General features: G+C 48.6%; 26 protein-coding genes. 14 read left to right on the top strand and 12 right to left on the bottom strand.

Annotated features, from left to right (window positions below; all coding sequences use genetic code 11):
• Window position 1: 1 nt before the first annotated feature.
• The 3 genes from CAG64_RS12875 to CAG64_RS12865 all read right to left on the bottom strand — a co-directional run bounded on the left by CAG64_RS12875 (window position 2) and on the right by CAG64_RS12865 (window position 2,832).
• Window positions 2-1,663, bottom strand: coding sequence for a 4Fe-4S binding protein (locus tag CAG64_RS12875; protein WP_161489019.1), 1,662 nt, complete (start codon window positions 1,661-1,663; stop codon window positions 2-4).
• Window positions 1,664-1,844: 181 nt separating this feature from the next.
• On the bottom strand, window positions 1,845-2,378 hold the full coding sequence (locus CAG64_RS12870; protein ID WP_337247454.1) for a DUF3306 domain-containing protein: 534 nt from the start codon (window positions 2,376-2,378) through the stop codon (window positions 1,845-1,847).
• Window positions 2,368-2,832, bottom strand: coding sequence for a DUF3305 domain-containing protein (locus CAG64_RS12865; RefSeq protein WP_161489017.1), 465 nt, complete (start codon window positions 2,830-2,832; stop codon window positions 2,368-2,370). Before CAG64_RS12865 ends, CAG64_RS12870 begins: the two co-directional genes overlap by 11 nt.
• 196 nt (window positions 2,833-3,028) lie before the next feature.
• On the opposite strand from CAG64_RS12865, the gene CAG64_RS12860 reads away from it, so the two are divergent.
• Window positions 3,029-3,859 (top strand): formate dehydrogenase accessory sulfurtransferase FdhD, encoded by an 831-nt coding sequence (locus CAG64_RS12860; protein ID WP_161489016.1) that lies wholly within the window; start codon window positions 3,029-3,031, stop codon window positions 3,857-3,859.
• Between the two features lie 51 nt (window positions 3,860-3,910).
• Here CAG64_RS12860 and CAG64_RS12855 read toward each other — a convergent pair whose 3' ends face one another.
• The gene (locus CAG64_RS12855) at window positions 3,911-5,503 is read right to left on the bottom strand and encodes an ABC-F family ATPase (protein WP_021703295.1); all 1,593 of its coding nucleotides are present in this window, start codon (window positions 5,501-5,503) and stop codon (window positions 3,911-3,913) included.
• Window positions 5,504-5,812: 309 nt separating this feature from the next.
• Here CAG64_RS12855 and CAG64_RS12850 point away from each other — a divergent pair, with 309 nt between their 5' ends.
• From CAG64_RS12850 to CAG64_RS12835, 4 genes are all read left to right on the top strand, one after another.
• On the top strand, window positions 5,813-8,158 hold the full coding sequence (locus tag CAG64_RS12850; protein ID WP_161489015.1) for an ATP-binding protein: 2,346 nt from the start codon (window positions 5,813-5,815) through the stop codon (window positions 8,156-8,158).
• A gap of 2 nt (window positions 8,159-8,160) precedes the next feature.
• Window positions 8,161-9,039, top strand: coding sequence for a mechanosensitive ion channel family protein (locus tag CAG64_RS12845; protein WP_161489014.1), 879 nt, complete (start codon window positions 8,161-8,163; stop codon window positions 9,037-9,039).
• 113 nt (window positions 9,040-9,152) lie between these two features.
• Window positions 9,153-9,605 carry a type II RES/Xre toxin-antitoxin system antitoxin gene (gene parS, locus CAG64_RS12840; protein WP_021703298.1) on the top strand — a complete coding sequence of 151 codons (453 nt, stop codon included), beginning with the start codon at window positions 9,153-9,155 and terminating at the stop codon, window positions 9,603-9,605.
• Window positions 9,605-10,075 carry an RES family NAD+ phosphorylase gene (locus tag CAG64_RS12835; RefSeq protein WP_021703299.1) on the top strand — a complete coding sequence of 157 codons (471 nt, stop codon included), beginning with the start codon at window positions 9,605-9,607 and terminating at the stop codon, window positions 10,073-10,075. Before parS ends, CAG64_RS12835 begins: the two co-directional genes overlap by 1 nt.
• A gap of 4 nt (window positions 10,076-10,079) precedes the next feature.
• Here CAG64_RS12835 and yegS read toward each other — a convergent pair whose 3' ends face one another.
• Window positions 10,080-10,976, bottom strand: coding sequence for a lipid kinase YegS (yegS, locus tag CAG64_RS12830; protein WP_161489013.1), 897 nt, complete (start codon window positions 10,974-10,976; stop codon window positions 10,080-10,082).
• 226 nt (window positions 10,977-11,202) lie between these two features.
• On the opposite strand from yegS, the gene CAG64_RS12825 reads away from it, so the two are divergent.
• Window positions 11,203-11,397, top strand: a complete 195-nt coding sequence (locus CAG64_RS12825) for a hypothetical protein (protein WP_021703301.1) — start codon at window positions 11,203-11,205, stop codon at window positions 11,395-11,397.
• A 55-nt stretch (window positions 11,398-11,452) separates the two neighbouring features.
• Here CAG64_RS12825 and CAG64_RS12820 read toward each other — a convergent pair whose 3' ends face one another.
• The 3 genes from CAG64_RS12820 to CAG64_RS12810 all read right to left on the bottom strand — a co-directional run bounded on the left by CAG64_RS12820 (window position 11,453) and on the right by CAG64_RS12810 (window position 15,462).
• On the bottom strand, window positions 11,453-11,932 hold the full coding sequence (locus CAG64_RS12820) for a GNAT family N-acetyltransferase (protein ID WP_161489012.1): 480 nt from the start codon (window positions 11,930-11,932) through the stop codon (window positions 11,453-11,455).
• Window positions 11,933-12,008: 76 nt separating this feature from the next.
• Complete coding sequence (locus CAG64_RS12815; RefSeq protein ID WP_237668279.1) at window positions 12,009-14,036, bottom strand: sensor histidine kinase; 2,028 nt, start codon at window positions 14,034-14,036, stop codon at window positions 12,009-12,011.
• Entirely contained in the window at window positions 14,026-15,462 is a 1,437-nt protein-coding gene (locus tag CAG64_RS12810) for a sigma-54-dependent transcriptional regulator (RefSeq protein ID WP_202599330.1), read from the bottom strand. The genes CAG64_RS12815 and CAG64_RS12810 overlap by 11 nt, the downstream gene beginning before the upstream one ends.
• Window positions 15,463-15,686: 224 nt before the next feature.
• Here CAG64_RS12810 and CAG64_RS12805 point away from each other — a divergent pair, with 224 nt between their 5' ends.
• From CAG64_RS12805 to CAG64_RS12780, 6 genes are read left to right on the top strand one after another with little or no spacing between them, the layout of a single operon-like run.
• Window positions 15,687-16,502: a substrate-binding domain-containing protein gene (locus tag CAG64_RS12805; protein ID WP_161489011.1), complete on the top strand. Its 816-nt coding sequence runs from the start codon at window positions 15,687-15,689 to the stop codon at window positions 16,500-16,502.
• A gap of 6 nt (window positions 16,503-16,508) precedes the next feature.
• Window positions 16,509-17,207, top strand: a complete 699-nt coding sequence (locus CAG64_RS12800) for an ABC transporter permease (RefSeq protein ID WP_161489010.1) — start codon at window positions 16,509-16,511, stop codon at window positions 17,205-17,207.
• An 8-nt stretch (window positions 17,208-17,215) separates the two neighbouring features.
• The gene (locus CAG64_RS12795) at window positions 17,216-17,932 is read left to right on the top strand and encodes an energy-coupling factor ABC transporter ATP-binding protein (protein WP_161489009.1); all 717 of its coding nucleotides are present in this window, start codon (window positions 17,216-17,218) and stop codon (window positions 17,930-17,932) included.
• Window positions 17,910-18,497 (top strand): molybdenum cofactor guanylyltransferase MobA, encoded by a 588-nt coding sequence (mobA, locus tag CAG64_RS12790; RefSeq protein WP_161489008.1) that lies wholly within the window; start codon window positions 17,910-17,912, stop codon window positions 18,495-18,497. The genes CAG64_RS12795 and mobA overlap by 23 nt, the downstream gene beginning before the upstream one ends.
• Window positions 18,494-20,266, top strand: coding sequence for a bifunctional molybdopterin-guanine dinucleotide biosynthesis adaptor protein MobB/molybdopterin molybdotransferase MoeA (locus CAG64_RS12785; RefSeq protein ID WP_161489007.1), 1,773 nt, complete (start codon window positions 18,494-18,496; stop codon window positions 20,264-20,266). The genes mobA and CAG64_RS12785 overlap by 4 nt, the downstream gene beginning before the upstream one ends.
• A 55-nt stretch (window positions 20,267-20,321) precedes the next feature.
• The gene (locus CAG64_RS12780) at window positions 20,322-20,591 is read left to right on the top strand and encodes a DUF2960 family protein (protein ID WP_161453484.1); all 270 of its coding nucleotides are present in this window, start codon (window positions 20,322-20,324) and stop codon (window positions 20,589-20,591) included.
• Between the two features lie 62 nt (window positions 20,592-20,653).
• Here the strand turns inward: CAG64_RS12780 and nagK are convergent, their stop codons facing one another.
• Together nagK and CAG64_RS12770 are read right to left on the bottom strand one after the other, a co-directional pair.
• A complete protein-coding gene (nagK, locus tag CAG64_RS12775; protein WP_021703311.1) occupies window positions 20,654-21,562 on the bottom strand; it encodes an N-acetylglucosamine kinase in 909 nt (302 codons plus the stop codon).
• A gap of 180 nt (window positions 21,563-21,742) precedes the next feature.
• Window positions 21,743-22,465 (bottom strand): tRNA-uridine aminocarboxypropyltransferase, encoded by a 723-nt coding sequence (locus tag CAG64_RS12770; RefSeq protein WP_161489006.1) that lies wholly within the window; start codon window positions 22,463-22,465, stop codon window positions 21,743-21,745.
• A 73-nt stretch (window positions 22,466-22,538) separates the two neighbouring features.
• Here CAG64_RS12770 and CAG64_RS12765 point away from each other — a divergent pair, with 73 nt between their 5' ends.
• The gene (locus CAG64_RS12765; RefSeq protein WP_161489005.1) at window positions 22,539-23,330 is read left to right on the top strand and encodes a sterol desaturase family protein; all 792 of its coding nucleotides are present in this window, start codon (window positions 22,539-22,541) and stop codon (window positions 23,328-23,330) included.
• A gap of 10 nt (window positions 23,331-23,340) precedes the next feature.
• On the opposite strand, the gene CAG64_RS12760 is transcribed toward CAG64_RS12765, so the two are convergent.
• Window positions 23,341-25,371 (bottom strand): methyl-accepting chemotaxis protein, encoded by a 2,031-nt coding sequence (locus tag CAG64_RS12760; RefSeq protein ID WP_161489004.1) that lies wholly within the window; start codon window positions 25,369-25,371, stop codon window positions 23,341-23,343.
• Window positions 25,372-25,482: 111 nt separating this feature from the next.
• Here CAG64_RS12760 and CAG64_RS12755 point away from each other — a divergent pair, with 111 nt between their 5' ends.
• Window positions 25,483-26,019: an NlpC/P60 family protein gene (locus tag CAG64_RS12755; RefSeq protein WP_202599332.1), complete on the top strand. Its 537-nt coding sequence runs from the start codon at window positions 25,483-25,485 to the stop codon at window positions 26,017-26,019.
• Here the strand turns inward: CAG64_RS12755 and CAG64_RS12750 are convergent.
• On the bottom strand, window positions 26,016-26,360 hold the full coding sequence (locus CAG64_RS12750) for a DUF3802 family protein (protein WP_161453479.1): 345 nt from the start codon (window positions 26,358-26,360) through the stop codon (window positions 26,016-26,018). The two genes, CAG64_RS12755 and CAG64_RS12750, sit on opposite strands and share 4 nt — an antisense overlap.
• Window positions 26,361-26,410: the final 50 nt, after the last annotated feature.

Below are 26,410 nucleotides of genomic sequence, written 5' to 3'. Positions count from 1 at the left end.
CTTAGTATTTCAATTGCTTGGCAGGGTCTTCTGCCATGGCTTCAAACACATCGATAACACGGCAGTCTTCGCACATCGCGATACGATTCAAAGACGCTTCATCAGCGAAATGAGAGTGACCGCGTAACTTGTCCTGAAGCATGGCGATCATCGACTGCGGCGCAAATGGTTTTTGGCAACGCAGGCACAGTGCGGGCTTCTCTTCGTGTAATGTACGCACCTGTTGTCGCGAGCTTTGATCCCAGTTCATTTGTGGTTCCAGAGTCAGCGCATTCTCCGGACAAGCCTGACTGCATAATCCACACTGAACACAATCCTGTTCAACAAACTTGAGGCCTGGGATGTCACCGTCATGATGCAGCGCTCGAGTCGGGCACACCGCAACACAGCCCATACACAAAGTGCAATCATCAGTGCGGCACGTCACTTTGCCGTAAGGCGCACTCGAAGGCAGTGTGACAACAGACGCTTGAGGAGGATACTGACTGGCGAGTGCGTCCAGAGCCGCGAATAGCCGCTGACGTTTATTGCCGTGCAACTCACCGACAGACAGGCACAACGGCTCTTCACACAGAGACGGCCTGGTTTCGCAAAGCGATTCGAGATATAGAATGTCAACGCGCTCTTTTTCCAGCCCGATTTGAGTTAACAAAGCCTGAGCTGTCCCTACTTCACTATTGAGGACTCGGAGGATGGTTTCTGGCATAAAACGACTGGCGGCAAACAGCACTTGTGTTGCACCATTGACCAGAGCCGAAAACCAGGAATCGATACCCACAGATGGCAACTCTTCAACGACAACCGGAATGACGTTATCGGGAAGCGCATTGAGCGCCATGACGTTATAACTCTCATGGCGAGAGCTGCAGATAAGAACAATCGGACTTTCGCCGCCGGCTTGATGGTAATTGGCCAAAGTGCGCTCAATGAATTTCTGGGTATCTTGCGGATTCGGTAAGGCGTAACTGATCGCTTCTGTCGGACAGGAAGTGGCACAAGTCCCCACGCCTTGGCAAAGATAAGGGTTGATGGCGATGCGATGTCCGATTTTATCGTTGCCTTCACTACTTAGCGCGCCAGCTGGGCATGCATCCACACAACGTTCACAGCCTTTTACACCACGTGAACTGTGCGCACACAGGTCGGTATCGAGACGAAAGAATTTAGGCTTATCAAATGTCCCCATCAATGTGGGGATCTCTTCTAATGCTTCCGCCAGTTTCGGATACCCTCGCCCCACCGGATAATAGCCCGGTACGGGAACTTCTTCGCTCATACACCCGCTGAGTGTCATATCCAAAACAATATCGAAACAATCGTGATCCAGTGCGACTTTGGCCAAGTTGTACGTCTGTCCCTGATTTTCTATCAGAACTTCAAAGGTGCCCAAATATCCTGAGATCTGAACGGAACTGGCAAAATAGAGGTTTGGATGTGAGGCCCTTTCACCATCGGTCGACAGCAAGGTCAGGGAATGCATTTGTGTGAGTTGGTGCGCGGCGCTTTCAATGATCGCGGTCGGACCAACAATCAGCGTATTCCCACCGCTCTCGTAGCTTACGGTGGGAGGAATAAGATTGGTCAACTCAACCGTGTTCTCAAAAGCAAATAAGCGTGCTTTTCCGTTGGCAGATCTGGTGCGTTTTAGTTGTTGTTTCAGCATTGCTCTGTTCCATCTTTAGAACGTTTGCGTTCAGTTTCAGATGCTACAGCAAATACCATTCCAACTTTTATTATCTTTAATATCAGCTAATTACTACCAAAATCGTGAGATTAAGTTTCAGGTTTTTGTTATTGAGACAATTTGTCTCTATTGAGATAACCATTTATTGGTCAAAATGTACCTAACTTTTATGTGGTATATTTTGTCCCACTTCTTCATCTGACACATCCTGGTTGTGCTGAGTTTGAATGGACGACAAATCACTGTGCAACTCGGCAGCCTCTTCCTTCTCAACTTTAGTTGAGATTCGCTCTTCTGCCACTTTGTGCGGCGGTTCCTCCTCGTGTTCATTCAACCACTCTCTGAGTTTTTCCGCGACGTCAGTGGACAACGGTTTCACCGCGGAATAGTCATGATCGTAGTCATTGAGCCGGTCGACTTCACTGAATTCCCCACTTAAAAATAGCTTTCTTAGTGCTGCCTTTTTGGTGGCAGCCGTCGCACCACTGACAAGCAGCTCAGCGACACTAAGGTCACGAGTTTCTTGTGGGTCTTTATCTGGTGAATCGTCAGGTACTTGTTCCATAACCGGAACGTCTGACGCGTTCTCAGTGACCTCAGTTTGGTTCACACCGTGTTCGTCGGCCGCTTGAGATTGAGGATCAAGCTTACGTCTGGACCAGCGTGAGAAGAATGGATTGTTGTCAGTTGCCACTAGAACGCCCCGCGCCTTTTCGTTTCTTACGACGAGCTTCGAGTAACTCGCCATGACGACCAATAAACGCTTCCATCCAGGCCTGAACCGGTAGAGGCATATTGGTCGAAAGCACCAGATAATCGCCATCCATGAATTGACCAGCGACGCTTTGGGAAGCCGTCAGCTTCACTATGACCGGATTGTGCTCATCGTCCATCGTGTCGAGGACGAGAAACAGTTTGGGCTGGGTTGAACTGAGGTTAAATCGATAGTCCGTTCGTTCATCCCGAAAAAGTTCCAAGCTTGCGGTAAAGCGGCTTTGTGGATCTGGGTGAAGCCCAAAACCTGTCAGTTGCCATTGCGTGCTGACCCACAAGCCCGTGCTGATTTCATGTGCAGTCAACTGGCAGTCAAGGGGCCAGTGATTTTCATCTTTTTCGCTGCTCATCGGGGCAGACTCTAACTGTGACATTGTGTTTAATCCGATCAAACGTTTACTAATTAAAGACTCAAAGCAAGTATTACGCCACATAACCATAGACATCAAACCAATGCTCAGGTGTCTTATTTATAGGAACAACCTCGATTCACCGAACAAAGAAAAATGCGCCTTTTGGAACAGGAATTGCTTTAATGGTATTAACATGAGTCGCAGACAGGATTAGATTGTGGGGAAACCAACTATCATAAAAACCAGTGAAAACCCGTTACAGACCATTGAGGTTGAAGTGTTCGATGAATACGGCGAGCGTCTGGTGAAACAGATTGCTTGTGAGCGACCATTGACGGTGATGCTTAACTGGAAAGAAGTGGTGACGTTAATGACGCTTGGCTCAAGGCCTGAGGCGCTGGTGCTGGGATATCTTAAAAATCAAAGCTTCATTTCTGATCCCAATGCCATCGAATCGGTCATAATTGACTGGCAGACCCATTCTGCCGCGGTGGTGACACAAGAAAACACTGACCACCTAGAAGGAGCATTGAAGAAAAAGACCGTCACCTCTGGCTGTGGTCAGGGAACCATGTACGGCAATGTCATGAAGCAACTGGAAAATTATCAGGTGCCTCAAATTACGATCAAGCAATCTGAAATCTACGCTGCACTGGAAGCGCTGACGCACTTTAATGACACCTACAAAAAGGCCGGCGCAGTGCATGGCTGTGCGGTCTGTCAGGGGAATCAGGTGCTATCGTTTGTGGAAGATGTGGGTCGTCACAATGCCGTGGATACCCTGGCGGGTGAAATGTGGCTCAATGACCAAAAAGGCGCGGATAAGATTTTTTATACCACCGGACGCCTGACATCAGAGATGGTCATTAAGATCGCACAAATGGGGATTCCTCTGCTGCTCTCCCGCTCCGGAGTTACCCAGATGGGGCTCGATCTGGCCAGACAGTTCGGTATCACCACCATTGCCCGAGCTAAAGGTCTTCGCTTTCAGGTATTTACTGGTGCAGATAAGATTGAGTTTGATGTAAAAGGCGCACCAGCAGAGTAATTCGTAGATTTCGACATAAAGAAAAAGGCCTCCGATGGAGGCCTTTTCTGATTATCCGTCTACCCCTTTAAACTTCAGGAATTCTGAGTAAGTCCCGCGGAAGTCGGTGATCTTACCGTCGCGAATTTCCAGAATACGGGTAGCCAGAGAGTCTACAAACACGCGGTCGTGGGACACGAAGAACAGCGTACCTTTGTACTGCTCCAACGCCGTGTTCAGTGATTCGATCGATTCCATATCCATGTGGTTGGTCGGCTCGTCCATCAACAGCATGTTCGGTTTGTGCATCATCAGTTTGCCCAGCAGCATACGCCCCTGCTCTCCACCGGATAGCACTTTAACTGACTTTTTGATGTCATCCTGAGAGAACAGCATACGACCAAGGAAGCTACGCACAACCTGCTCGTCGTCGCCTTCCTGGCGCCATTGCCCCATCCAGTCCATCAGATTCATGTCGGTTTCAAACTCATGCGCATGATCTTGTGCGTAGTAGCCGATGTTCGAATTCTCAGACCATTTGAAACTGCCGGTTGTTGGTGCCTTCACTCCCGCCAGTGTATTGAGTAAGGTCGTTTTACCTACGCCGTTCTCACCGATGATCGCCACACGTTCACCAACTTCAAAAATGGCGTTGAAATTTGTGAACAGATCGTTTTCATAACCCTGCGCCAGGTTCTCAATTTCCAGTGCATTACGGAACAACTCTTTCGACTGTTCGAAACGAATGAATGGGTTCTGACGGCTAGAGGCTTTCACTTCGTCCAGCTTGATTTTATCAATCTGCTTCGCACGCGATGTCGCCTGTTTGGCTTTTGATGCGTTGGCAGAGAAACGAGCGACGAACGTTTGCAGTTCTGCAATTTGCGCTTTCTTCTTCGCATTGTCTGCCAGTAGGCGTTCACGTGCCTGAGACGCTGCGGTCATGTATTCATCATAGTTGCCCGGGTAAATACGCAGTTCACCGTAATCCAGGTCCGCCATGTGTGTGCATACACTGTTCAGGAAGTGGCGGTCGTGGGAAATGATGATCATGGTGCAGTTACGTTGGTTCAGCGTTTCTTCCAGCCAACGAATCGTATCGATGTCCAGGTTGTTGGTTGGTTCGTCAAGTAGCATGATATGCGGGTCTGCAAACAGAATCTGTGCCAAAAGCACACGCAGTTTCCAACCAGGGGCAACTTCGCTCATCAGACCGTAATGTTGCTCTTCCGGAATACCAACCGCAAGCAACAGTTCACCCGCTTTGGCGTCGGCCATGTAACCGTCCATTTCCGCAAACTGAACTTCAAGATCAGCAACGCGCATACCTTCGTCTTCGCTCATTTCTGGCAGAGAGTAGATGCGGTCACGTTCTTTTTTCACTTCCCAAAGTTCTTTGTAACCCATGATGACCGTATCAATAACGGTGTACTCTTCGTAGGCAAATTGATCCTGGTTCAGCTTGGCGATCCGTTCGTTGGGATCATAGCTGACGTTACCACTGGTTTGCTCGAGCTCACCACTTAGGATCTTCATAAAGGTCGATTTACCACAACCGTTAGCGCCGATAAGGCCGTAGCGATTCCCTTCGCCAAACTTCACGGAGATGTTTTCAAAAAGCGGCTTCGCGCCGAACTGCTGAGTTATATTCGCTGTGGAGATCAAAACCTTTACCTTAAATGTGTAAAAAACCGCGCCACACTACTGGTTCATAGCGGCAACTTCAAGTAATGATTTAGATTATCTACCCGTTGTGACAACGTGATGGCACGCCTGCACGTCATCCCTGTCTCACATCTTAGACGCAGTTGTGTTTAGAATCTGGTTCGATTGTCCTTGGTTTTCTGACTCTGAACCGTGACTCAACGAAAGAGTTTCTTTTCGAATCCCCTCTTTCGCTTCATTCTGAGTGCGCGTTCGGTCGGTTTTCCGTCTACACTAATTCAAAAAATCAACAACTTATAAGTGAGTTCTATGCGTCAGGTCTTACGCTTAATGCTCTTGTTATCTTTGTGTTTGGCCCAGCCAGCTTTAGCGCAGTGGGAATACACATTTAAAAAAGAGCCCACCGTCAGTTCCGTTGCCTACAATATCAGTCAGGAAATTCGTACGCTTCCCGAACCTTTGTTCATGACAGACAAAGACATGGCGAAAGTCGAACAACTGCTCTCAGCCTCCTTGCGTGAGCAAAATGCCCAGATTGAACTATTCCGCCAGGATTTGTTGGCGTATCAGCATTCAGGCAGTGAAGAAGACTGGTTTAAAACCGAGTCAACCTACAAAACATTACGCAGTATTGCCCAGAGTAAAGAAGCACTGCTGCAACTCACCTCTTCCGTGACTCGTGACCGCTTGACCGGTTTCGGCCCGTACGGCGTGCTTCAGTTTAAAAAAGAGTGGGAAAACACCCGGCTGAATATGAAGTATCTGGTGTTTTTTCAAATTCGCAGTGTGAAAGCTCTCATTGGAGAAGTGCTGATTTCCCCTGTTCCGGTGATCTGGGTCGGAGTCAAAGTATTCTTTATTTATCTGGTGCTCGCCTGGTGGCTTAAAAACAGCAAGCGCCTTATTAATCTGTTTTACCAGTACCATCTGGAGTCCAAAACGAATCCACCACTATGGGTGCGCTTAGTGTGGTATATCAGTCGTGCTCACCGTGCCATCGCGGTCTTAATTGCCATCACGCTTTCATTGCGGGTTTTGGCCAATATCGACAGCCTGCAACATCTGATTTTTCTTGAGATTTTTACCTGGTGGATATTGGGCGGTTCTATTGCGGTCAGTTTCATTCTTGAGTTTGTTTACCGCAACAGTCGTTCGTCCAGTAAAGCGCTGATCGCGCTCCGTTTATCGACCATTCGCCGATACATCTGGAGCATTATTGTTGCTGGCGTGATCTTGCAAATATCGATGCGTACTGTTGGTAAAGGCACGATCTATTACTGGATCTACAATGTGCTGTTTTTCTGGTTTGTGCTGGTGACCATGAATGTTCTGCTACTGTGGCGAAAAAAAGTATTTGAAGTAGCAGAGCGCATCTCCGACCGTCCTGTTTGGGTCAACTGGGCAATTGATCACAAAGAGACGTTTTTGGTGAGTATTGCGGCGACGGCGGTAGCCGCATTCTGGATTACCGTACACAGTTTTAAACATCGTCTCATTAGTGCCTTATCTGGCTATACGCTGTTTAGTCAGGCGCTTGCCTACCTGTTTCGGATAGAAGTTGCTAAGCAGACAGGCAATGTGCAAACGAACCCTAATTTCGTGCGCATCAAAGGTAATCAGGCCTTTGAATATGTTCTTCCCGGATCGGCCGACAGCCGTTTGTTTGACTATGGCTCGGATGAAATCAAGCAACTGTCGCATTACCTGATGAGCGACAGTCCTGCAATTTGTGTGATATCCGGCGAACGCGGTATCGGTACAACCACGCTGTTACGCCAGCTACTCGATAAAGTGAAAAATGCCGAACCCGTTTATCTCAATTGCCCTTACGCCGGTTACAGCGCCTTACTGAAACATTTAGCGGTGAGTCTCGGGATGGAAGAAGAAAGCAGTGAGATTCAGATCCTGTCCCAGTTGCGAAAAAGTGACACCAGTTATCTCATCGCGGTCGACAACGCTCAGCGCCTGGTTAAACCCATGGTTGGCGGTCTGTCGGATTTGATTCGCCTGACTAACTTGCTACGTCGTTCCAAGAAAAACCACCGGGTGGTTATGGCGGTTGAAAAAGCGAGTTGGCGTTTTGTCGACCGAGCGCGCGGCGAGCGTCTGCTGTTTGATTTAGTCACCTTTTTGCCTCGCTGGTCAGAAAAACAGATTGGTGAATTGCTCGACAGTCGTATCAACCGAGACGTCGAGCATCCGGTTTGTTTTGATGGCTTGGTTGTGCCTAAACAGTGGGATCAGGAAGACATCACTGAAGAAGACCGCGCTAAACAAGGGTTCTACCGCATTCTCTGGCACTACTCTGATGGCAACCCCACGGTGGCACTGCGTTTTTTCCGTCTGTCACTTAATCGAAACAAAGAAACACAACAAGTGGTGGTTCGTTTGTTTACCGCGCCGGAGTCCCAAGAGCTGGAAAAAATGCCCAAACCCATGCTCGCAGTACTGCGCTCAATTGTTCAGTTGGAAGTTGCTTCCACAGAAGAGCTGTCGGAGTGTACCCAGTTAAGTGTCGCTGAAGTACTCGGCACGCTGCGCTATTTCCAAAGTCGCGGTTACATCGAGTGGAACGAAGATAAAGCACGGGTTTCGGATCACTGGTTCCGTCATATTACCAACGTATTAGACCGTCAGCATTTATTGGTGAAATAGTTATGTACAGAGTCCTTTTTCTGATTCTTTCTTTGCTGGTTACGACACCGACTTTGGCGTCAGAGGAACTGGCGCAAGTAGAAAATATCACCCAGATTGCCACGTTAATTCGTTGGAGTGGCGTGTTCTTCTCCGTATTGGTGATTGCCGCAACCTGGGTCCTGATCAAGTTCATGAACTCAATGGTTGAGAGCATTGGTTCACAGTTCGCCCAGTACCGGATGCTGCTGCAAAAGTTGCAGTCTTTCCTGCAGTTTTTCGTTTATATGACCGCGGGTTTGATTGTGTTCATGATGAGTTTTCGTATCAACGATCAGATCCTGACATTGATTGGCGGTACGCTGGCAGTGTCGGTGGGTTTTGCGCTCAAAGATTTGGCGGCGTCGTTCATTGCCGGAATGACGGTCATGATTGATCGTCCGTTTCAGGTTGGTGACCGCGTCACGTTTGAGGGGAACTATGGCGACATTATTGCCATCGGTCTTCGCTCTGTCAGAATGCGTACATTGAGCGATGACATCATTACGATTCCGAACAACAAATTCCTAAATGAAGTAACCACCAGTGGCAACTATGGCGCATTAGACATGCAGGTCGTCATTCCATTTTATGTCGGCATGGATGAAGACATTGTGTTAGCGAGAGATTTGATTCAGGAGGCGGCTTCTTCCAGTCGCTATATTCATTTGCCCAAACCGGTGACCGTGTTGGTTAAACAAACCATCGCAGACAACTACCTGGCGATACAGCTAACCTGTAAAGCGTATGTGGTGGATACGGCCTACGAAAAGTTGTTTGAGACAGACATTACCTTAAGGGTGATGAAAGAGTTTAAGAAACACGGCATCAAGCCACCGAAAATCGCAGTCAACGCCGGATGATCCCCAGCCCCTGAATACTCAGGGGCTGTTTGTTTTCATAAATCAAGCGCATTGCGAACTCGGCTCATTTGGTCCATAATTGCTAGACCAAATGAGCCAAGAGGTACTGAGATATGACAGCAACAGCGATGAAAAGCTTCAAACCGAAGTCGTCATATAAGAACAACTTCTGGTTTAGCATGGGGATTGAAAACGAATCGACCGCTAAGAATGAAGCCGTGCACCAAGGCTTCGAGCCTCAGGTGTACATCAACATTCTGGAAAAGGCCAACTTATCGCAAAGTGAGTTCCATCATGTTACTCATATTCCCATCAGCACCATCAAACGCCGTTTAGCGAAAGGTGAACGTTTCAGTATGCAGGAAAGCGATGTGATGTATCGCCTTGCCCTGCTGGTCAAACTGGCAACGGATCTGTTTGATGATGAAGAGCGTGCGTTGGAGTGGCTCAAAGAGAGTGTCTACGGCCTGGCCGGAAAACGTCCTCTGGATATGATTTCCACTACGGCGGATTTTGAAGTGGTGCGTGATCTCATCGGCCGTATTGAGCACGGGGTCTTTTCCTGATGCTCATGTATCGGCTGACTCAGAAAAAATACGCCGATTCTCCTTTCAGCCCCAATGGCGCCAAGTGGTTTGGGGGGCGATGGAACTCTAAAGGTACCGAAGCCCTCTACTTTTCCGAATCTGAATCATTGTGTTCTCTGGAAGTGTTTGTTCATCTCAACAATACGCCAGACATGATCGATAGGTACGATTTGTACCGGATAGATGTACCGGACAAGCTGATCGTAAAACTCAGCCGTTCAGACCTCCCACCTAACTGGCGTTCGATTCCACCCAGTGAATCAACCCAGTTGATCGGTGATGAATTTCTCAATATTGCTGCATCCGATTTTGCTGTCTTGCAGGTGCCATCCGTTATTTCTCCGCGAGACAAAAATTATCTGATCAACCCCAACCATCCTGCTTTGAAAAAGGTATTCGCCAAAGCGGAGAAACTGCAGTTTGAGTTCGATCCCCGCATCTTTAAATAACTGTTTATCTCAGGCAAGGGCTGTCATCCGGTAAGACCATCGCCAGCGCCTGGTGCTGGACTTCAAAACGAATTTTCTGAGAATGATAAGGTTCACCATCCAGGTTGAGTGGCAGCGTTTTCGGAAAATCGATTTCCAGCCAGTTGGTTTTCAAGTGGACCACAAACTCACCGTTTTCCTTAGGATTTTTGATCTCTTCGATCACCTGAGGTAAATCGTGTGGCAAGAATGGCCGAACTACAGTGACGTCCATATCGCCATCGTTTATTAGCGCGGAAGGAGCCATCTCTTGTCCACCGCCAGCCAGACGGCTGTTGCAAAACGCCCCGACCAGAATGTCACCAGTCCAGCTTCCCTTGCTTACGGATAAAGTGCCTTCATATGGGCGAAACCCCAGAGCTTTTACAATACCAGTCAGCGTATAGGCGCCACCGCCGAGGAAGTTTTTTAATTCAATCGGAGTTTCCGCGGTTATCTCGGCCCCAAACCCTGCTGCCGCGACATTGATAAAACAGCGATCATTGGCTTTCACGTAATCTATCTGATGGGTTTGCCCATGGATCGCCAATTCAAGCGCAGCGGCTATGGTGGTGGGAATGCGATTCGCAGTAGCAAAGTCATTGGCTGTTCCCATAGGGATCACCGCCAGCTCTGGTCGTTGCTCGTGAGCAAGTGTGTCTAACGCATTCACCGCTTCGTTTAGCGACCCATCCCCGCCCGCGACCAATATTCGTTCAATTCCGTCCTGACTGGCTTCTTCAACCAAACGGAGCATATCGGCCGATTCCCAGGTAACACGAACCTCTAAGGGCTCCCCCTGTTCGCGAATCGCGAAAATAGCCTCTCTTAGCGCCGGTTCGCCAGCTTTCTTGCCATTTAGAATAGCTCTGAAACGTTTCATCATGACTCCTGTCTACGTGCCTATCGGTTCATATTACACCAAATATTCTGTCATTAAGGTTAGTAAGTCGTCAGGTTTCCTCTGGCACCTCTTTTGGCCAATTGTCAGTGCGCTGTAAAAACGTGAGCCCGGACGAAACCTGATGACATGACGAAACCTAAACATGGATAGTCGCGCCAAATGAACTAGGGTTACATTACGTGTTCGTAAAAACAAGGAGACCAAAATGGCGGCAATCAGACAGGAAATCCCACATCGAGTGACGGTTTACCATGATAGCGATGAGCAGGAAAAAGAGCTGAAAAATGCGATGCTTCCTGAAAAGCCACGTTACTTTAATGGTCACCCGACTTATCGGGGAGAGAACTTAGAGGAGTTCAAAGACCGGCTGGATGCGTTAGGTATGTCTGTAGATATGTGATTCACGACAGAGAGTTGTAACGGAGTGCCAAGGCACTCCGTTTTTGTTTGGGAGGTTAACTCAGCGTTTTACTCATTAGCAACAGATCCCACCAACGGCCATTTAAGTAACGCGTCCCACGTTCAAGAGCGTAAGTTTCAAACCCAAGTGAGCGATAACAATGTAGTGCGGTTTCATTGTGTGTAAAGACCGCCAAAGATGCATTCAAACAGTTATACTGCTCTCGGGCTTTATCCATGACCAGAGTCAGCATGCTCGAACTGTACCCTTGCCCACGTTTGTCTGGTGAAACGAATACCCGGCAAATCCGGCAACTTTGTGCTTGTAAAATAAACAGTTCGACAAATCCAACGGGTTCACCTTCATCCATCAGCACATAGGGTTGCACGTCCTTCTGGGCGCAATGTTGCCGAATCTGTTTGTGAGTCAACGGAAAACGGTAACATGGCCCGCCCCATAAGAAATTCAGCTCAGCATTATCTATCCAATTTATGAGCAACGGATAGTGCTGCTCCTCAAATGCGATAAGCTCCATTCAACCTCTCCCGTACAAACACCTCTCATAACTATATGAAAGTCAATGTTATAGCAAGACCTCCGAGAGGATCTGCTTATAGGTTGGTTACGTTGAGATAGGTTTCGGCTTTCTTTGGCAGATAAATACTGAAACACGCCCCCTGGGCAGGTTCAGACGTGACTCTGATTTCTCCGCCTGTTTGGCTTAACAGACTTTGAGAGACAGACAGACCCAACCCTGTTCCGTCGCGTTTGGTGGTGTAAAATGGATCAAACACTCGCTTGAGGTGCTGTGGCCTGATACCACATCCTTCATCTTTTACATGAATGATCGCGCCGCACACCTCTTCGTTTTCAATCCAGTCTTCACTAATAATTGTCAGACACCCTTCGCCTTTCATGGCGTGAATGGCGTTCATTTGCAAATTGACCATCACTTGCAATAGGTGATGACGGTTCACTTCAACCGGGGAATGGGCGTCCAGATGAGTTGCAAACTGAATATCGCGTTTCTTCGCACCAGTTTTTACCAACGTAATGCTCTCATCAATGATCGGATTCACGTGTTGCCAGGTGACTTCATCCTGCACGCCGCCCTGACGGCTATACTGTAACAAGCTGCGTGTAATGTTACGAATACGGTCAATTTGAACCATGATGGCTCCAATTTCTTCGTCAACCCTTGCCGCTTCGGGGCCCAGTTCAAATTTTATCAGTTCCACGTTACCCAGGATTACGGCTGTCGGGTTGTTGATCTCATGAGCAATGCCTGCGGTCAGTTCCCCCAGTGCTGCCAACTTTTCGCTGACCACTAGTTTATCTCGGGTTTGATGGAGCAACTTGATGTGCAGCTCCAACTGTTCGGTTTTCTCCGACAAGCTGGCTGTCCGTTCCGCCACCTTATGCTCCAACTGCTTCGCGGCACTTTTGACTTCTTCTCTACGAGCATTGAGAGAGTCCAGCATGTGGTCAAACTGGCGTGCGAGCTGGGCAAGTTCATGTTCTTTATCCAATCCCAGCTCACCAATACGTTGATGCTTGCCCATCTGAACCAGCTTCACCACTCGGTGAATACGTTCAATCGGTGCGAACAAATCTCGTGATCCCCGATAAACAGCGAACCCCGAAACAAGCAATAACACCAGTGTCACAGTGCCAATCTCAAAGATGTTCGTGACGTAGGCCTCTAAGAAAGGCCACATCAGATAGCCGGTATACAACATGCCGATGACATTATTGTACTGATCCCTGATTGGTTGATAGGCCGTGATGTACCAGGCATCGTATACATACGCCAGATTGACCCACTCTTTCCCGTGCGTGAGGACGACGCGTCGGACTTCTTTTGAGACTCGGGTACCAATCGCGCGGCCAATACGATCATCGCTGTCGAGCGGCACATTAGTACTGACTCGCAAATCATCTAAAAACAGTGTTAACGTGCCGACCGGACGTAGTGAGTTTTCTTTGTCGGGGTAGATCAGATCACGAATCTGGTCGACCAACACGGTGCTGTTGTTCAGCAACAGCCCTCCGTCCAGAAAGCCGATAAGATCATTATGCAGGTTATAAACAGGTATCACCGTCCGACTGATCAGACCGCGGCCTTCGATACGCTGAGTCTTAAGGATCGCGATTTGCGCCCGGCTGGCTAAGTTGGGGTCAAGCTCACTCAGCTCTTTCTGCGTCAGGACATCAAAGAATGACGCTTTGCGCGTCAAATCCAGGAAGCGGAATTTTTTATCTATGGTGTCCACAGTATGAAAACGCAGAAAATCCAACCCATAACGATTTTTCTGTTGTTGCACCCATGCGGTAAGCTCAGCGGGATCGGAGAGCTGATTAACGTGATTACGAAACGAATATGACTCAGCAAAAGCCTTCACAAAATTGGCCTGTTTTTGCTGCAACAGTGCGATGCTGTTGCTGGCAACGCCAAGGCGTTCGGATACGTCAATCAACGCACTTTTCCAGGTGTAGTGAATTGACCAATAAACACTGATGGCAATTAAAGCGATCAGCGTAAAGACGATGGGCGCTGAGGTAAGGATCAGCAGGCGGTAGCGCACCATGGTTTTGAACCGGTAACGCCACTTGGCCAGCCACCCATGCTCAGCCGACATAGGAACTTCCTTCCGCTTCCCACTCTTTGAACTTACGCTCCAGCGTTTTACGAGCTACGCCTAATCGTCTGGCGGCAGCAGACTTATTGCCATCATGGGCATCGACAACTTGCTGAATATGGGCTTTTTCTACCTCTTTGAGAGACCAGTCGTCAGGGTACCCTTCTCCCTGATGCACTTGCTCTTCTTGCAGGTTGAGTAACTCTGCACCACTCGACACTGTCATGGAAACGTGTTTCGCGGCCTGTACGTCACGCCATTGGTGTGCTGGCGGTTTGCCCAGCAGAATACAGCGTTCAATCTGGTTTTTCAGTTCACGGATGTTACCCGGCCAGTCATATTCGTTCAGCGCCAGAATATCTTCATGAGCCCATTTTGGTTTAGGTATGCCCAACTCCGTCGCCAGCATGTGGGTAAAGTATGGCACCAGTTCCGCCAGATCGGTCTTGCGCTTTCTCAGTGGTGCCACTTCTATACGCAGCACATTTAAACGGTAATAAAGGTCGGATCGAAAATGCCCGTTCTTTACTTCCTCCTGCAGATTACGGTTGGTCGCTGCCACGACTCTCACATCCACGGCCAGCTCTTTTTCTGTACCAACCGGCCGAATGGTGCGTTGCTCCAGAACACGCAGCAAAGCCGATTGCATTGACAATGGCATTTCACCAATCTCATCAAGAAATAACGTTCCTCCATTTGCGACGCGAAACAGGCCCTCACGGCTTTTCTTGGCCCCCGTAAACGCGCCTGAGGCGTGGCCAAATAGCTCACTTTCCAGCAGCTCGGGGGCAATTGCCCCACAGTTGACAGGCACAAACGGCCCTTTTCGGCCGCTGGCTTCATGGACACCACGCGCGACCAGTTCTTTCCCGGTGCCGGATTCTCCTTCAATCAATACGCTGGCTCTGGAAGGGGCAAATTGTGTAATCAACTGTTTGAGCAGACGGGTTTTTTCCGATTGACCAACGATCTCCGTTCTGATGTGGCGCTGCATGTCTTGGTTGAGCGCGTATTGCATTCGCTGTTGAACACGTTTGTCCATGCAGCGCTTAACCGCGGAAAGCATTTGATCCAGGTTAAACGGTTTCAGGATGAAGTCCGACGCACCGAGCTTGAGCGCCGAAATTGCGGTTTCCAGATCTGCGTAGCCGGTCATAAAGATAACGTCGGCGGGTTTGTCTTTGTCATGAAACGCTTCTTCCCACTCAATACCTGACCGCCCCGGTAAATTGATGTCCAGAACAATCAAATCGTAATGATTGGCTTGTCTGAGTTGCTCAGCTGCTTCCACACATCCGGCGCAATCCACGCTGGCAAACCATTTTCCCAACGCTTTTTTCAAAATAGCCTGCATTCCCGGTTCATCATCAACAACCAGAACGGAAAAGGCGCTGTACAGTGAAGAGTGGTTAGATTCCAGTGACATAGACAAAAGATCTCAGTTCATTTGAATGGGACAGAGTGTACCAACTTTTCTTAATGTCAAAATAGTAAACATGCGACATTTTGTCCCAGCTCAACATTTATGTTCATTAAATCACTGAAATTGGTTACCTAATGGGCCAAACTAAGTGTTGAGAAGTTGGCACCCTACTTGCTGTATCGACGCTAACAACCCCGTTAATACTCACGTTGAGGGAACACACAACAATGAAAAACATTACGCTTTTGGCGACCACTCTTCTGGCCGTTACCAGTTATTCTGTGTCTGCCGCGCAAGATACGTCACACATTCGCCTCGCTACGACCACCAGTACCTATCATTCAGGTTTGCTTGATTACTTGCTGCCTCAATTTGAAAATGACACAGGTTACAAAGTCGATGTCATCGCAGCCGGCACGGGCAAGTCGCTCAAAATGGGTGAAAACGGTGATGTGGATTTGGTGATGACCCACGCGCCGAAAGCGGAGGCCAACTTTGTTGAAAAAGGCTACGGCGTGATGCCTCGCAAACTGATGTACAACGATTTCGTGATCGTCGGACCAAAAAACGACCCCGCGCATATTGCGGAGCAAAACAATGTCTTGGACGTTTTCAAGAACATTGCGACGTCTGACGTAACCTTCATTTCTCGCGGCGATGACTCGGGCACAGACAAAAAAGAGAAAAATCTCTGGTCACAAACCCGAATGGAACCTAACTTTGGTGGCTATAAAGCCGTTGGACAAGGTATGGGTCCTACGCTGAACATGGCGTCGGAACTGCAGGGCTACACCATGTCGGATCGTGGTACCTGGCTGGCCTATCAGAACAAACTGGATTTGAAGATCCTGTTCCAGGGCGACAAAAAACTGTTCAACCCATATCAAGTTATTCTGGTTAACCCTGAGCGCTATCCAAGCATCAATTATCAAGGTGCGAAAGTGTTCAGTGACTGGCTGGTTAACCCAAAAGGTCAGCAGTTGATCAACGAATTCCGCCTCAATGGAAAACAGCTGTTTGTCGCTAACGCTAACGAGAAGTAACTCTTGATGAGTTTGTGGCAAACGACACTGGAAGCCGTCGGGCTTTTACTGAGTCTGGATAAGGCATTGTGGGAGATTGTTGCGGTCTCTTTCTCGGTGTCTTTGTCCGCTATATCGCTGGTGCTGCTGCCAGCGATTCTGCTTTCCTTTGTCCTTGCGTATACCGAGTTCAAAGGAAAGTGGTTTTTGTTGTCGATAATCAACACCATGCAGGCCATTCCCACCGTCGTAATTGGCTTATTGTTGTATATGATGCTCTCCCGCTCTGGGCCGCTGGGCAATTGGGAAATGCTATTCACTCAAAAAGCGATGATTTTCGGCCAAATGCTGGTTTGTTTCCCAGTGTTGGTTTCTATGATGCATGGCGCACTTCAATCCAGTGACCGACGGGCCATAGAAACAGCCATCACGCTGGGTGTTTCGACGAGTCGCATAGCAGCAACTATGATTTGGGAAACACGTTTTCCTCTGATGGCAGCAACAACTGCGGGTTTTTCTCGCATTGTCACTGAAGTGGGCTGCTCCATGATGGTCGGTGGCAACATTATGAGCGTGACCCGAAATATCCCGACCGCCATTGCACTGGAAAGCAGTAAAGGCGCTTTTGCTCAGGGCGTGGCACTTGGAATTGTGCTGCTCACCCTCGCTTTGGTGCTTAACTTTTTGCTCAGTAGTATGCGTGGCAAAGGTTATTTGAGAACGTAAGGGGTCGTATGACGATAAAAATAACTGCAACTCAGCTCTCGATGCGATTTAAAGAGCGAGTGTTGTTCCACATACCTGAACTGTCGATCGGTCCCAATGATGCCATTTATCTCAAAGGCGATAATGGGGTGGGTAAAACTACCCTATTGAAGATTTTGTCTGGCTTGCTAAAGCCGACGACAGGCGCTATTCATGCCCCGGCTGACAGCTGGTTAGCCAAATTGACCCGCCGCGCTGGTCGAAAAGATGTCACGTACCTGCACCAGTCCCCTTATCTTTTTGATGGCAGCGTATATCAAAATGTCGTTTATGGTATTCGCTTTCAAAAAGAATCCGCAAAAGATAAGCGAGCTCAAGTCATCACTGCATTGCGCATGGTAGGGTTGGAAACACTCGCCGACGAACATATTTCGGTATTGTCCGGAGGAGAAAAACAACGTGTGGCGATGGCCAGAGCCTGGATTCTCAAGCCGTCCATCCTATTGATGGACGAACCAAGTGCATCGCTGGATCAAGAGTCGATTGAGCGTCTCGTGATCATGGCGAAAGACATGCTGTCGCGCGGAGCAAGTTTGGTGATCACCAGTCATCAGGCGAACGCCCTGACCGAGATCTGCAAAAAGCAGTGGTGGATCAAGGGCAATACTCTGGTAGAGTCGCCGTTGTTACACATTATTCAAGATTCAGTACAAGAGAATTCTTATGCTAATTCCAACGCAAACTAGTTGGGTGATTTTGGCTGGCGGACAGGCCAGTCGTATGGGTGGTAAAGACAAAGGACTGATTGAACTCAATGGAGTACCGCTGGTTCAGCATGTGCTGAACAAACTCGTATCGCAAACATCTCGTATCATCATCAATGCGAACCGCAATATTAGCAGTTACGCAGAGCTCGCCCCCGTCGTCAGTGACACGTTTCCGGACTATCCCGGGCCATTAGGCGGCATCCATGCCGGGCTGCAATTCGCGAATACAGACTGGGTTGGTTTTGTCCCCTGTGACAGTCCTTTTGTTTGCGATGATCTCGTCGAACGCTTCTGCCGTGCAGTGAAAACCGATACCGATATCGTTGTGGCACATGATGGTGAACATCAGCAACCCGTATTCACGCTATTTCATAAGCGCGTGCTGCCAAAGCTGACCGCCTTCCTGCAACGCGGCGATCGCAAAATCATTCTTCTTTATCAGGAGTGTCATACTGAATATGCAGATTTCAGCGATGCTCAGGATTGCTTTATCAATCTCAATACACCGGAAGAACTGGCTCAATTTGGAACTTTGCAATCATGACCATGACACTCCCCTCGATTCCACTACTTGGTTTTGCCGCCTACTCCGGCACTGGCAAAACGACCCTACTGGAAGCGCTGTTACCCAAGTTGACTGATGCCGGACTTCGCCTCGGTGTTTTAAAGCATGCCCATCATAACTTCGACGTCGATAAACCGGGAAAAGACAGCTACCGACTGCGTAAAGCCGGTGCTTCTCAAATGCTGATTGCATCGCGAAATCGTTATGCTCTGATGACCGAAACCCCGGACGCTGAAGCTGAGTTCAGTTATTTGCTCAGTCGTTTTGATGTTAACAGCCTGGATCTCATTCTGGTCGAAGGGTGCAAGAACATCGCGTTTCCAAAAATCGAACTGCACCGTGACGCGGTAGGCAAACCCTGGCTTTATCCCAATGATGACAACATTATTGCTATCGCAGCTGACTCAAGCGTAGATTCCGCCCTGCCTCAATTGGCCATTAATGATTTGGACGGCATTGCCGCGTTTGTGATCAACTATGCCAACGGGTCAGTCCAGCAATCAAAGTCACAAGTCGCAACCTGTGATACCCTTTCGCCCGCATTTCTTTCGGTCGCACAAGGTCAGGAGCAGATCTTAACTCAGGTCACAGCTATTGATTTGGTCGAAAAGGTCGCACTTGAACACGCCTATGGCCGCGTATTGGCTGAGGACATTCATTCACCAATCAATGTGCCGCGATACACCAACTCGGCTATGGATGGATTTGCGATTCGATCCCAAGACATTGGTCTCGACCGCTATCAGGTAGTGGCTGAAGTGATGGCTGGCTATGCCTACCACAAGCCATTGCTGGCTGGCCAGGCGGTAAAAATCATGACAGGTGCTCCGACACCAGAAATGGCGGACACCGTGGTCATGCGTGAAGCTGCCACTATTGACGGTGACACTGTCACGCTATCGACTCATCAAATCAAGCCTGGACAGAACGTTCGTCTGGCTGGCGAAGACCTGTCTTATGGACAAACGGTCTTTTCCGCTGGCACACGAATCAGTTCACCTGAAATGGGGATGTTGGCCTCGCTTGGGTTAAGCCACTGTCCTGTTAAGCGCCGTTTACGAGTGGGTGTTTTTTCTACCGGTGACGAAGTTCAGGCTCCCGGCGAGACGCTGGGTGAAAATACCATTTACGATTCCAACCGTTATACCTTAATCGGACTTCTGACCAACCTGAACTGTGACACCGTCGACTATGGCATTTTACCAGATGATCAGCAGGCGATGACCGACGCGCTTCAACGCGCATCACAAGAAACCGACCTGGTGCTCACATCGGGTGGTGTTTCGGTCGGTGACGCCGACTATATTAAGCTGGCGCTGAAAACATTGGGCCACATCGATTTCTGGCGCATTAACATGCGCCCGGGCCGGCCTCTGGCGTTCGGGCATCTGTCTCAAGTGCCATTTTTCGGCCTGCCAGGTAATCCGGTTGCTGTTATGGTGTCATTCATTAACTTTGTTGAACCGGCGATTCGTAAAATGCAGGGCGAAGTGGACTGGCAACCTTTGAAAATGCCAGCCATCGCCATAGAGTCGCTGCGTTCACGACAAGGACGAACAGAATTTACGCGCGGAGTTTACGAACTGAGTGCGCAGGGCCAGTTACAGGTTCGAACCACAGGTAAGCAAGGGTCCGGAATTTTGCGTTCAATGAGCGAAGCCAATTGCCTGATTGAGATTGATCCGGCCATTGATACAGTAAAACCTGGAGAAAGCGTGACAATCATTCCGCTTCAAGGCAGAATCTAGCGCAAATGACATTCTAAGGTCGGCTCCGCTGGCCTTTTCTTTTTAAGTGAACACTATGGCACGTACAATTATTTATACTTACCAGGACGAAGAGAAAACCCTGACTTTCTCTTATCAGCAACACCGTAATATCCACGAAGCGGTGGCTGAAGCCGAAGGGATCGATCTGACTGACTTTCTAAAAATGGAGCTGCAGGTTGAAGCGGTTTCCGATACCAAAGCCGTTCGCAACTATCGTGACAACCATTTCCGCAAGCTTGGCTTCGGAAAAATTGCATTGCTGCCAAAAGAAAACTTCGGTGTGGGTAAAAAACCAAAAGCGTAGCCGCGCCTCTGGAGAAACAGAAAGGGCTTGCATCACGCAAGCCCTTTTCGTAACTGGCGAAGTTACTTAATATTGAGGAATGCCGCTCCGCGCACACCACCGGAATCTCCGTGTTTGGCTTTGATGATTTTTGGACACTTGGCAACCGACAATAAGTACTTCGGTACACGCTTAGGCATCTCTTCGTAAATCAGTTCGAAATTAGATAACCCGCCGCCCAGAACCACCACATGCGGATCGTTGGCGGTAAAGATATTGGCAAAGCAAATCGCCAGCAACTCCATAAAGCGTTCTACATGCTCGACGGCATTAGCTTCACCTTGTTGATAAGAGTGAATAATATCGATGGCTTTTTTGGGTTGAGCAAAATAGTGCTCATAGATCAATTCAAAGCCGCGACCAGACAAATAGCTGTCTAGGCATCCTTTTTTTCCACAGCCACACCCTAACAAAGGCGCGTTGTCTCCCAGATGAAACCACGCATCAATTGGCAGGCGCATGTGGCCCAACTCACCGGCGACGTGATTGCGACCCGAAAATACTTTTCCTTCATACACCAGACCACCACCAAACCCAGTGCCCAGGATCAAACCCATTACGGATGGTTCGTCCTTCAACTCTTCGTCCCAGGCTTCAGATAAAGCAAAACAGTTGGCGTCATTCTCAATTTTGACGCTGCGGCCGATTCTGGCTTCCAGATCAGCACGCAAAGGTTTACCTTTGGCCGCTGGCACATTGACGGTCAGTACGGTGGCGTCATCCGCGTCTTCCATACCGGGTAATCCGAGGCCAATTTTCCCTTCACAACCAAACTGCTGATCGTATTTTTCGACCAGACCCGCAATCGTTTCGACCAATAAGTCGTAGTCTGCTGTCGGCGTCGCAACACGTTCCGTTGCCACACGCTCGAGTTTTTCATTAAACGCACCAAATTCAATTTTGGTACCACCGACGTCAAAGCCGTAATACATGCAGGTTCTCTCCGTAAATATATCAAGCCCAAATCCGGGGCAAAAAAAACAAATAATGAGTGCATTATCCATATAGCTACGCCTACAATCCGTGACCAGAGGCAGATTTACGTCCGCCCCGGAGCTGATTGCACAAGGAGCCATCAACAAAACTGTCACTTTTAGAGTGACTTCGCGCTTTTATTTATGTTCAAGGAAACGTTTCAGCGCTGGTTTCGATAGATCATGCTTGAATCGTGTTTTACTCAGTAGGTAACTTTCGCGAAATGCTTCGAACCACAGACTGAGCGTTTTGGCAGTAGCCTGCTCCCCTATCTGCTCAAGGACCATGGCCGCGACCTCCACGGTTGAGAGGTGCATGTCATTGTCAGAGCGCCGCATCATGTATTGAGACACAACGTCCGGTGTGACCGACAACACTGGCAGACCATTCAGGTAAGGTGACTTACGGAACATTCTTCTGGCCTCCCGCCAGCTGCCATCCAGCAGAATGAGTAGCGGTGTTTTGCTCGGTACAAGGTACGCTTCAGCGTCAATGAGCAGACGCGACTGATCTTCTACGTAGCTGTCAGGAAAAATCACCACCGGTTGATAGCGTTCATTTTGCAGTAACTGAATGATTTCTGAGTCCGGCTCGGTCCTATTCCATTGATAGACGTATGTTTCTTTAACCGTATCCGCAATCAAACGACCGGTATTGCTTGGTTTAAACACCTCGTTATCAGAAACGAGCAACAGTACCGCAACTCCTGATTCAACATCGGGTTGGTGGGCACATAAACAGTGCTGGAGCGACACCTGACAATACTGGCATCGTTCTACTTTGGCCCCCCTGGCATTGAACGGTTTCGTGGAGAGCGACAGACGATGTTGAAAGAGGCGGTGGAAAGCGTGAATTCTCATTAATGTTAAGTTTATGCTGTTTTATGGGCGGCATTGTACTTAGAGTAAATACAGATTCAAACAGGAACCTATTATGAATAACCCGGAATGGATTCGATTGAGCTTTTTTCTGTCCGTGCTGGTGATATGTGCCCTTTGGGAATGGGCAGCACCGCGAAAAGTACTCACGCAGCGTAAAAGCACTCGTTGGCTGAACAATCTAGGCATTGTCGGACTGAACAGTTTGTGCCTTGCCCTGCTTATGCCTGTGTTGGCTGTTGAAACCGCGATTCTCGCTCAGGGTTCTGAAATCGGCTTATTCAACCATGTTGCGTTACCAATCGGAGTAGAACTTGTCTTATCGGTTCTGTTGCTTGATCTGGCTATCTATGCTCAGCACATATTATTCCACCGCGCTCCTTTGTTGTGGCGTTTACACCGTATGCACCACGCGGATCAGGATATTGACGTCACCACGGGATCGCGCTTTCATCCAATAGAAATTCTGTTGTCGATGGGCATCAAAATCGCACTGGTTATTTTATTAGGACTTGATCCTCTCAGCGTGGTGGTTTTTGAAATCGTCCTCAATGCCAGCGCGATGTTTAATCACAGCAATGGCTGGATGCCACTGAAATGGGATACTGGATTACGCAAACTCGTAGTCACACCAGACATGCACCGCGTTCATCATTCTGTGATTGAGCGAGAAACGCATTCTAATTTCGGTTTTTTTCTGTCAATTTGGGATCGTCTGTTCGGTACGTACCGCAGTCAGCCCGAACAAGGCCATCAAGGAGTGACAATCGGTTTGCCGCTGTTTCGTTCCGAGCGTGAACAATGGCTGGATAAAATGCTCACCCAGCCGTTTCGTAACCACGAATAATAACAGGCAGCTACAGTTCATATTTGTGCAGCATGGCTTGTTGGTGCCCTGCAATATCAGCCACCTGTTCCGAGCTTTCGACCATGGCTTCAAGTTGTCGCTTGGTCTCCTGGCCTTGATCCGACACGCGAGTGATTGACTGGCTGACATCAGCGGTTGCCCGCTCCTGCTCTTCGGTCGCCACGGTAATCTGCTCCACACGTTGGCGGATGTGATCAACGGCTTGTTGAATGTCTTCAAAGGCCGTTTTGACCGCTCCACTTGACTCAAGTGCGTGGGTCATTTCTTGCCTTGATTCCGTCACGGCGTCTCGAGACTGTTGCGCCGCTGCAACCAGTTCACCCATGCGTTCGCGAATATTGGCCGTTTGCATCGAGGTATCACTGGCCAATTTTCTCACTTCATCGGCAACAACGGCGAACCCTCTTCCCTGTTCCCCTGCGCGAGCGGCTTCAATCGCAGCATTCAAAGCGAGTAAATTGGTATTTTCTGCAATCCCCGAAATCATATCGACCATCTCGCGGATCTGTTTAACCCGGTTATCCAGCTCAACCATAGATGTCTCATTCTGATTCATGGATGTTTCGAGCGACTGCAGACGCTGGCGGTTCTGCTCAACCACTTGTACACCGCGCGCGGAATGTTGGGCTGCCGTTTGCGACTCAGCGTAAGATTCGTTGGTCACTGACGCAATTTCTCTGATTGAGGCTTCGAGCTGAGTAATGGTGGTCACCATACTGGATAACGATTCGTTCTGCTGTGTCAGGCTCTGATTGGACTGTTCTGCAGCGTTGTGGCTCAGTTCTGCAGTCTGGTATAAGGTCTCACAGTTGCTGGTTACGGTGATCAGTGATTCACGAGTCGACGAAATCACCTGATTGAGTTTCATCGTGACGTCTTTTAGCTCTTTGGGGCCTTGCGCGGCAACCTCTCCCGTAAAATCGTGAGCAATTAAATGACCTAAATGGCGGACAATGTGACGTAGCCCTCGATTAATCCAGGTTCGTAGCGTAAACCAGGAGCCCAGAATCAGCATAACCAGTGCAACGCCACTTATCACGACAGTATTCAACACGCTGTTCATCGTACTGTGAACCACATTTTCACTCTCGGCGATCAACGTTTGCGCGGTGGCGGAAATGGCGTTTAACAAATCCACTGTTTTGCTGGCCACCTCTGCCGCTTCTTTAATTTCCTGTTGTTGGATTTCGGCTTGTTGGAGCTTAGACAGGATTTGCTTCAACACACCGTTTTCTTCAAACCCTGACTTCACCATGTCATAAGGTGCTGTCAGACTGGCAAACTCAGTGACATCGGGGTGCCATTCTTTGAAGTCGTCATAAGCGAGATTAATCCCGGCGATGCGGTTACGCATCTCTTTGTATTCTTGCTCAGCATTGTGCAACTTGGTCTGCACCATCATCATTAAGAAGGTGCTCTCCATTGAGCTGGCGCTGGCAATAAAACGATTAGCTGCATCGGCGGACTCAGGGTTGTCCACCGCCAGGAACGAACTAATGCGGTTCATCTCTGGGCCAATAGAACTCAGGCCATAACGAAATGATACTGTCTGTTCGTCAATACTTTGTTGTTTGTCCAGCAAAGCACGCTGCGTGGAGAGAATAGACGACGATAGCGATTGCAATCGAGAGATATAACTCTGCAGCAATTGCTTTTGCTCACCGGTAATGGCGTCTCTGAAATTGTCGGCAATAGTAAAGACATTGCTTACTAATTGTTGAGTCTCAGCGGCCAATGTATTGATGTTATTGGTCATTGATGTGAGTTCATCAGCACTCTGAGCCCTGGAGCCGTAGCTTAATTGCTTGACCTGCTCTAAGATGTTTTGAGTCAGGCGGGCGTTATTCATCGCAAGCGGCAAGGCTTGCTCTGATAAATTTTCAAACTGCTGACCAAGGCGTTCAACGCCTCTGGAGCTCATTACTGACATAGTGATCACCAGCAATGCAGTCGAGACGAAGATGGCGCTGATCGCTTGGATCAACGACACAGACCATCTCTCGGAATGTAAAGTAGTCATGGGCGCACTTAAAAGTTAAGGTTTTTTAATACAAAAGTTTAGGCACGCCAAATGGTAAAATTTAAATATGACAAATAGATTTCATTCAAGGACTAGATGCTAATACTATCAATGTATAAACGTACGATTTTCTTCATTTTATTCTCTGCGGCAGGGATACTTTCAGGCTGTTCTTCGAGCGACTCGGTGGATCGAGCCAGCGCACTTCCTCAGGATCAAGTTAATACGGTGACGCCTTATCGTCAGCAGATTCAGGCCAATCAGGCTCTGCGTCAGTCTTTTATGAAGGTATTTCAACGTTGGAAAGGGGCGCCCTACCGTTTGGGGGGAGAAACTAAAAGCGGTGTAGATTGTTCGGCTTTTGTGCAAATTGCCTACCGGGATGCTAATAATCTCAGCTTACCGCGCACCACCTGGTCTCAAGCAAAATACGGTAAAGAGATTGAGTATGATAATGCCCGAACTGGCGATTTGGTTTTTTTCAGAACATCACGAACAACGCGTCATGTCGGTGTTTATCTGGGCAACAAGCAATTCATGCATGCATCGACGTCAAAAGGAGTGATTATATCCAGATTGGACAACCCGTATTGGGCCTCTAAGTTTTGGCATTTCAGGCGGGTAAGTACCCCGCCCCTTAGCAATTAATCGTACGTCGCAACAGCGGTATCGAACAGGTTTTTTACCAGTGCAATGTACTCATCCAGAAACTCTATTTGGCGGTTCGTTGCCGGACGAGACCATACTCCCGCCAATACCTCACCGAGATCCTCGACCACAGAATCCGCCTCTTTCAGTAATTTGAAGCGCACGCTAGAGTGCAACTCTGGGTTTTGCTCGAAAATGGCCATAATATTGCTGGCAACCATATCGGTTACGACATCTTCGACGCTCTCTTTACCGGTATCACTATTGTCGTTGGTAAAGATATCCAGATTCATTGCTAAATGCTCAATCAGAGCCAAGTAGCCATCGGTTTCTACAACCACGTATTCTCTCCGTGTAACTTCAGCCCACAGGCGTTGATTTTCCTAATCTT

It is taken from the genome of Vibrio sp. V38_P2S17PM301 (assembly GCF_009904845.1).
GTDB classification, from domain to species: Bacteria; Pseudomonadota; Gammaproteobacteria; order Enterobacterales; family Vibrionaceae; genus Vibrio; species Vibrio proteolyticus.
Note: the sequence above shows the minus strand (reverse complement) of the source record. Positions and strands in the feature narration are given on the sequence as shown.

Excerpts from the sequence above, each read along its gene's own strand:
- CAG64_RS12755 (WP_202599332.1), top strand. The coding sequence starts at position 25,483 with ATGTATAAACGTACGATTTTCTTCATTTTATTCTCTGCGGCAGGGATA.
- CAG64_RS12765 (WP_161489005.1), top strand. The coding sequence starts at position 22,539 with ATGAATAACCCGGAATGGATTCGATTGAGCTTTTTTCTGTCCGTGCTG.
- nagK (WP_021703311.1), bottom strand. The coding sequence starts at position 21,562 with ATGTATTACGGCTTTGACGTCGGTGGTACCAAAATTGAATTTGGTGCG.
- yegS (WP_161489013.1), bottom strand. The coding sequence starts at position 10,976 with ATGAAACGTTTCAGAGCTATTCTAAATGGCAAGAAAGCTGGCGAACCG.
- CAG64_RS12760 (WP_161489004.1), bottom strand. The coding sequence starts at position 25,371 with ATGACTACTTTACATTCCGAGAGATGGTCTGTGTCGTTGATCCAAGCG.
- CAG64_RS12875 (WP_161489019.1), bottom strand. The coding sequence starts at position 1,663 with ATGCTGAAACAACAACTAAAACGCACCAGATCTGCCAACGGAAAAGCA.
- CAG64_RS12835 (WP_021703299.1), top strand. The coding sequence starts at position 9,605 with ATGCTCATGTATCGGCTGACTCAGAAAAAATACGCCGATTCTCCTTTC.
- CAG64_RS12865 (WP_161489017.1), bottom strand. The coding sequence starts at position 2,832 with ATGTCACAGTTAGAGTCTGCCCCGATGAGCAGCGAAAAAGATGAAAAT.
- CAG64_RS12825 (WP_021703301.1), top strand. The coding sequence starts at position 11,203 with ATGGCGGCAATCAGACAGGAAATCCCACATCGAGTGACGGTTTACCAT.
- CAG64_RS12785 (WP_161489007.1), top strand. The coding sequence starts at position 18,494 with ATGACCATGACACTCCCCTCGATTCCACTACTTGGTTTTGCCGCCTAC.
- CAG64_RS12820 (WP_161489012.1), bottom strand. The coding sequence starts at position 11,932 with ATGGAGCTTATCGCATTTGAGGAGCAGCACTATCCGTTGCTCATAAAT.
- CAG64_RS12810 (WP_202599330.1), bottom strand. The coding sequence starts at position 15,462 with ATGTCACTGGAATCTAACCACTCTTCACTGTACAGCGCCTTTTCCGTT.
- CAG64_RS12815 (WP_237668279.1), bottom strand. The coding sequence starts at position 14,036 with ATGTCGGCTGAGCATGGGTGGCTGGCCAAGTGGCGTTACCGGTTCAAA.
- parS (WP_021703298.1), top strand. The coding sequence starts at position 9,153 with ATGACAGCAACAGCGATGAAAAGCTTCAAACCGAAGTCGTCATATAAG.
- CAG64_RS12805 (WP_161489011.1), top strand. The coding sequence starts at position 15,687 with ATGAAAAACATTACGCTTTTGGCGACCACTCTTCTGGCCGTTACCAGT.
- CAG64_RS12795 (WP_161489009.1), top strand. The coding sequence starts at position 17,216 with ATGACGATAAAAATAACTGCAACTCAGCTCTCGATGCGATTTAAAGAG.
- CAG64_RS12845 (WP_161489014.1), top strand. The coding sequence starts at position 8,161 with ATGTACAGAGTCCTTTTTCTGATTCTTTCTTTGCTGGTTACGACACCG.
- CAG64_RS12770 (WP_161489006.1), bottom strand. The coding sequence starts at position 22,465 with ATGAGAATTCACGCTTTCCACCGCCTCTTTCAACATCGTCTGTCGCTC.
- mobA (WP_161489008.1), top strand. The coding sequence starts at position 17,910 with ATGCTAATTCCAACGCAAACTAGTTGGGTGATTTTGGCTGGCGGACAG.
- CAG64_RS12780 (WP_161453484.1), top strand. The coding sequence starts at position 20,322 with ATGGCACGTACAATTATTTATACTTACCAGGACGAAGAGAAAACCCTG.
- CAG64_RS12850 (WP_161489015.1), top strand. The coding sequence starts at position 5,813 with ATGCGTCAGGTCTTACGCTTAATGCTCTTGTTATCTTTGTGTTTGGCC.
- CAG64_RS12800 (WP_161489010.1), top strand. The coding sequence starts at position 16,509 with ATGAGTTTGTGGCAAACGACACTGGAAGCCGTCGGGCTTTTACTGAGT.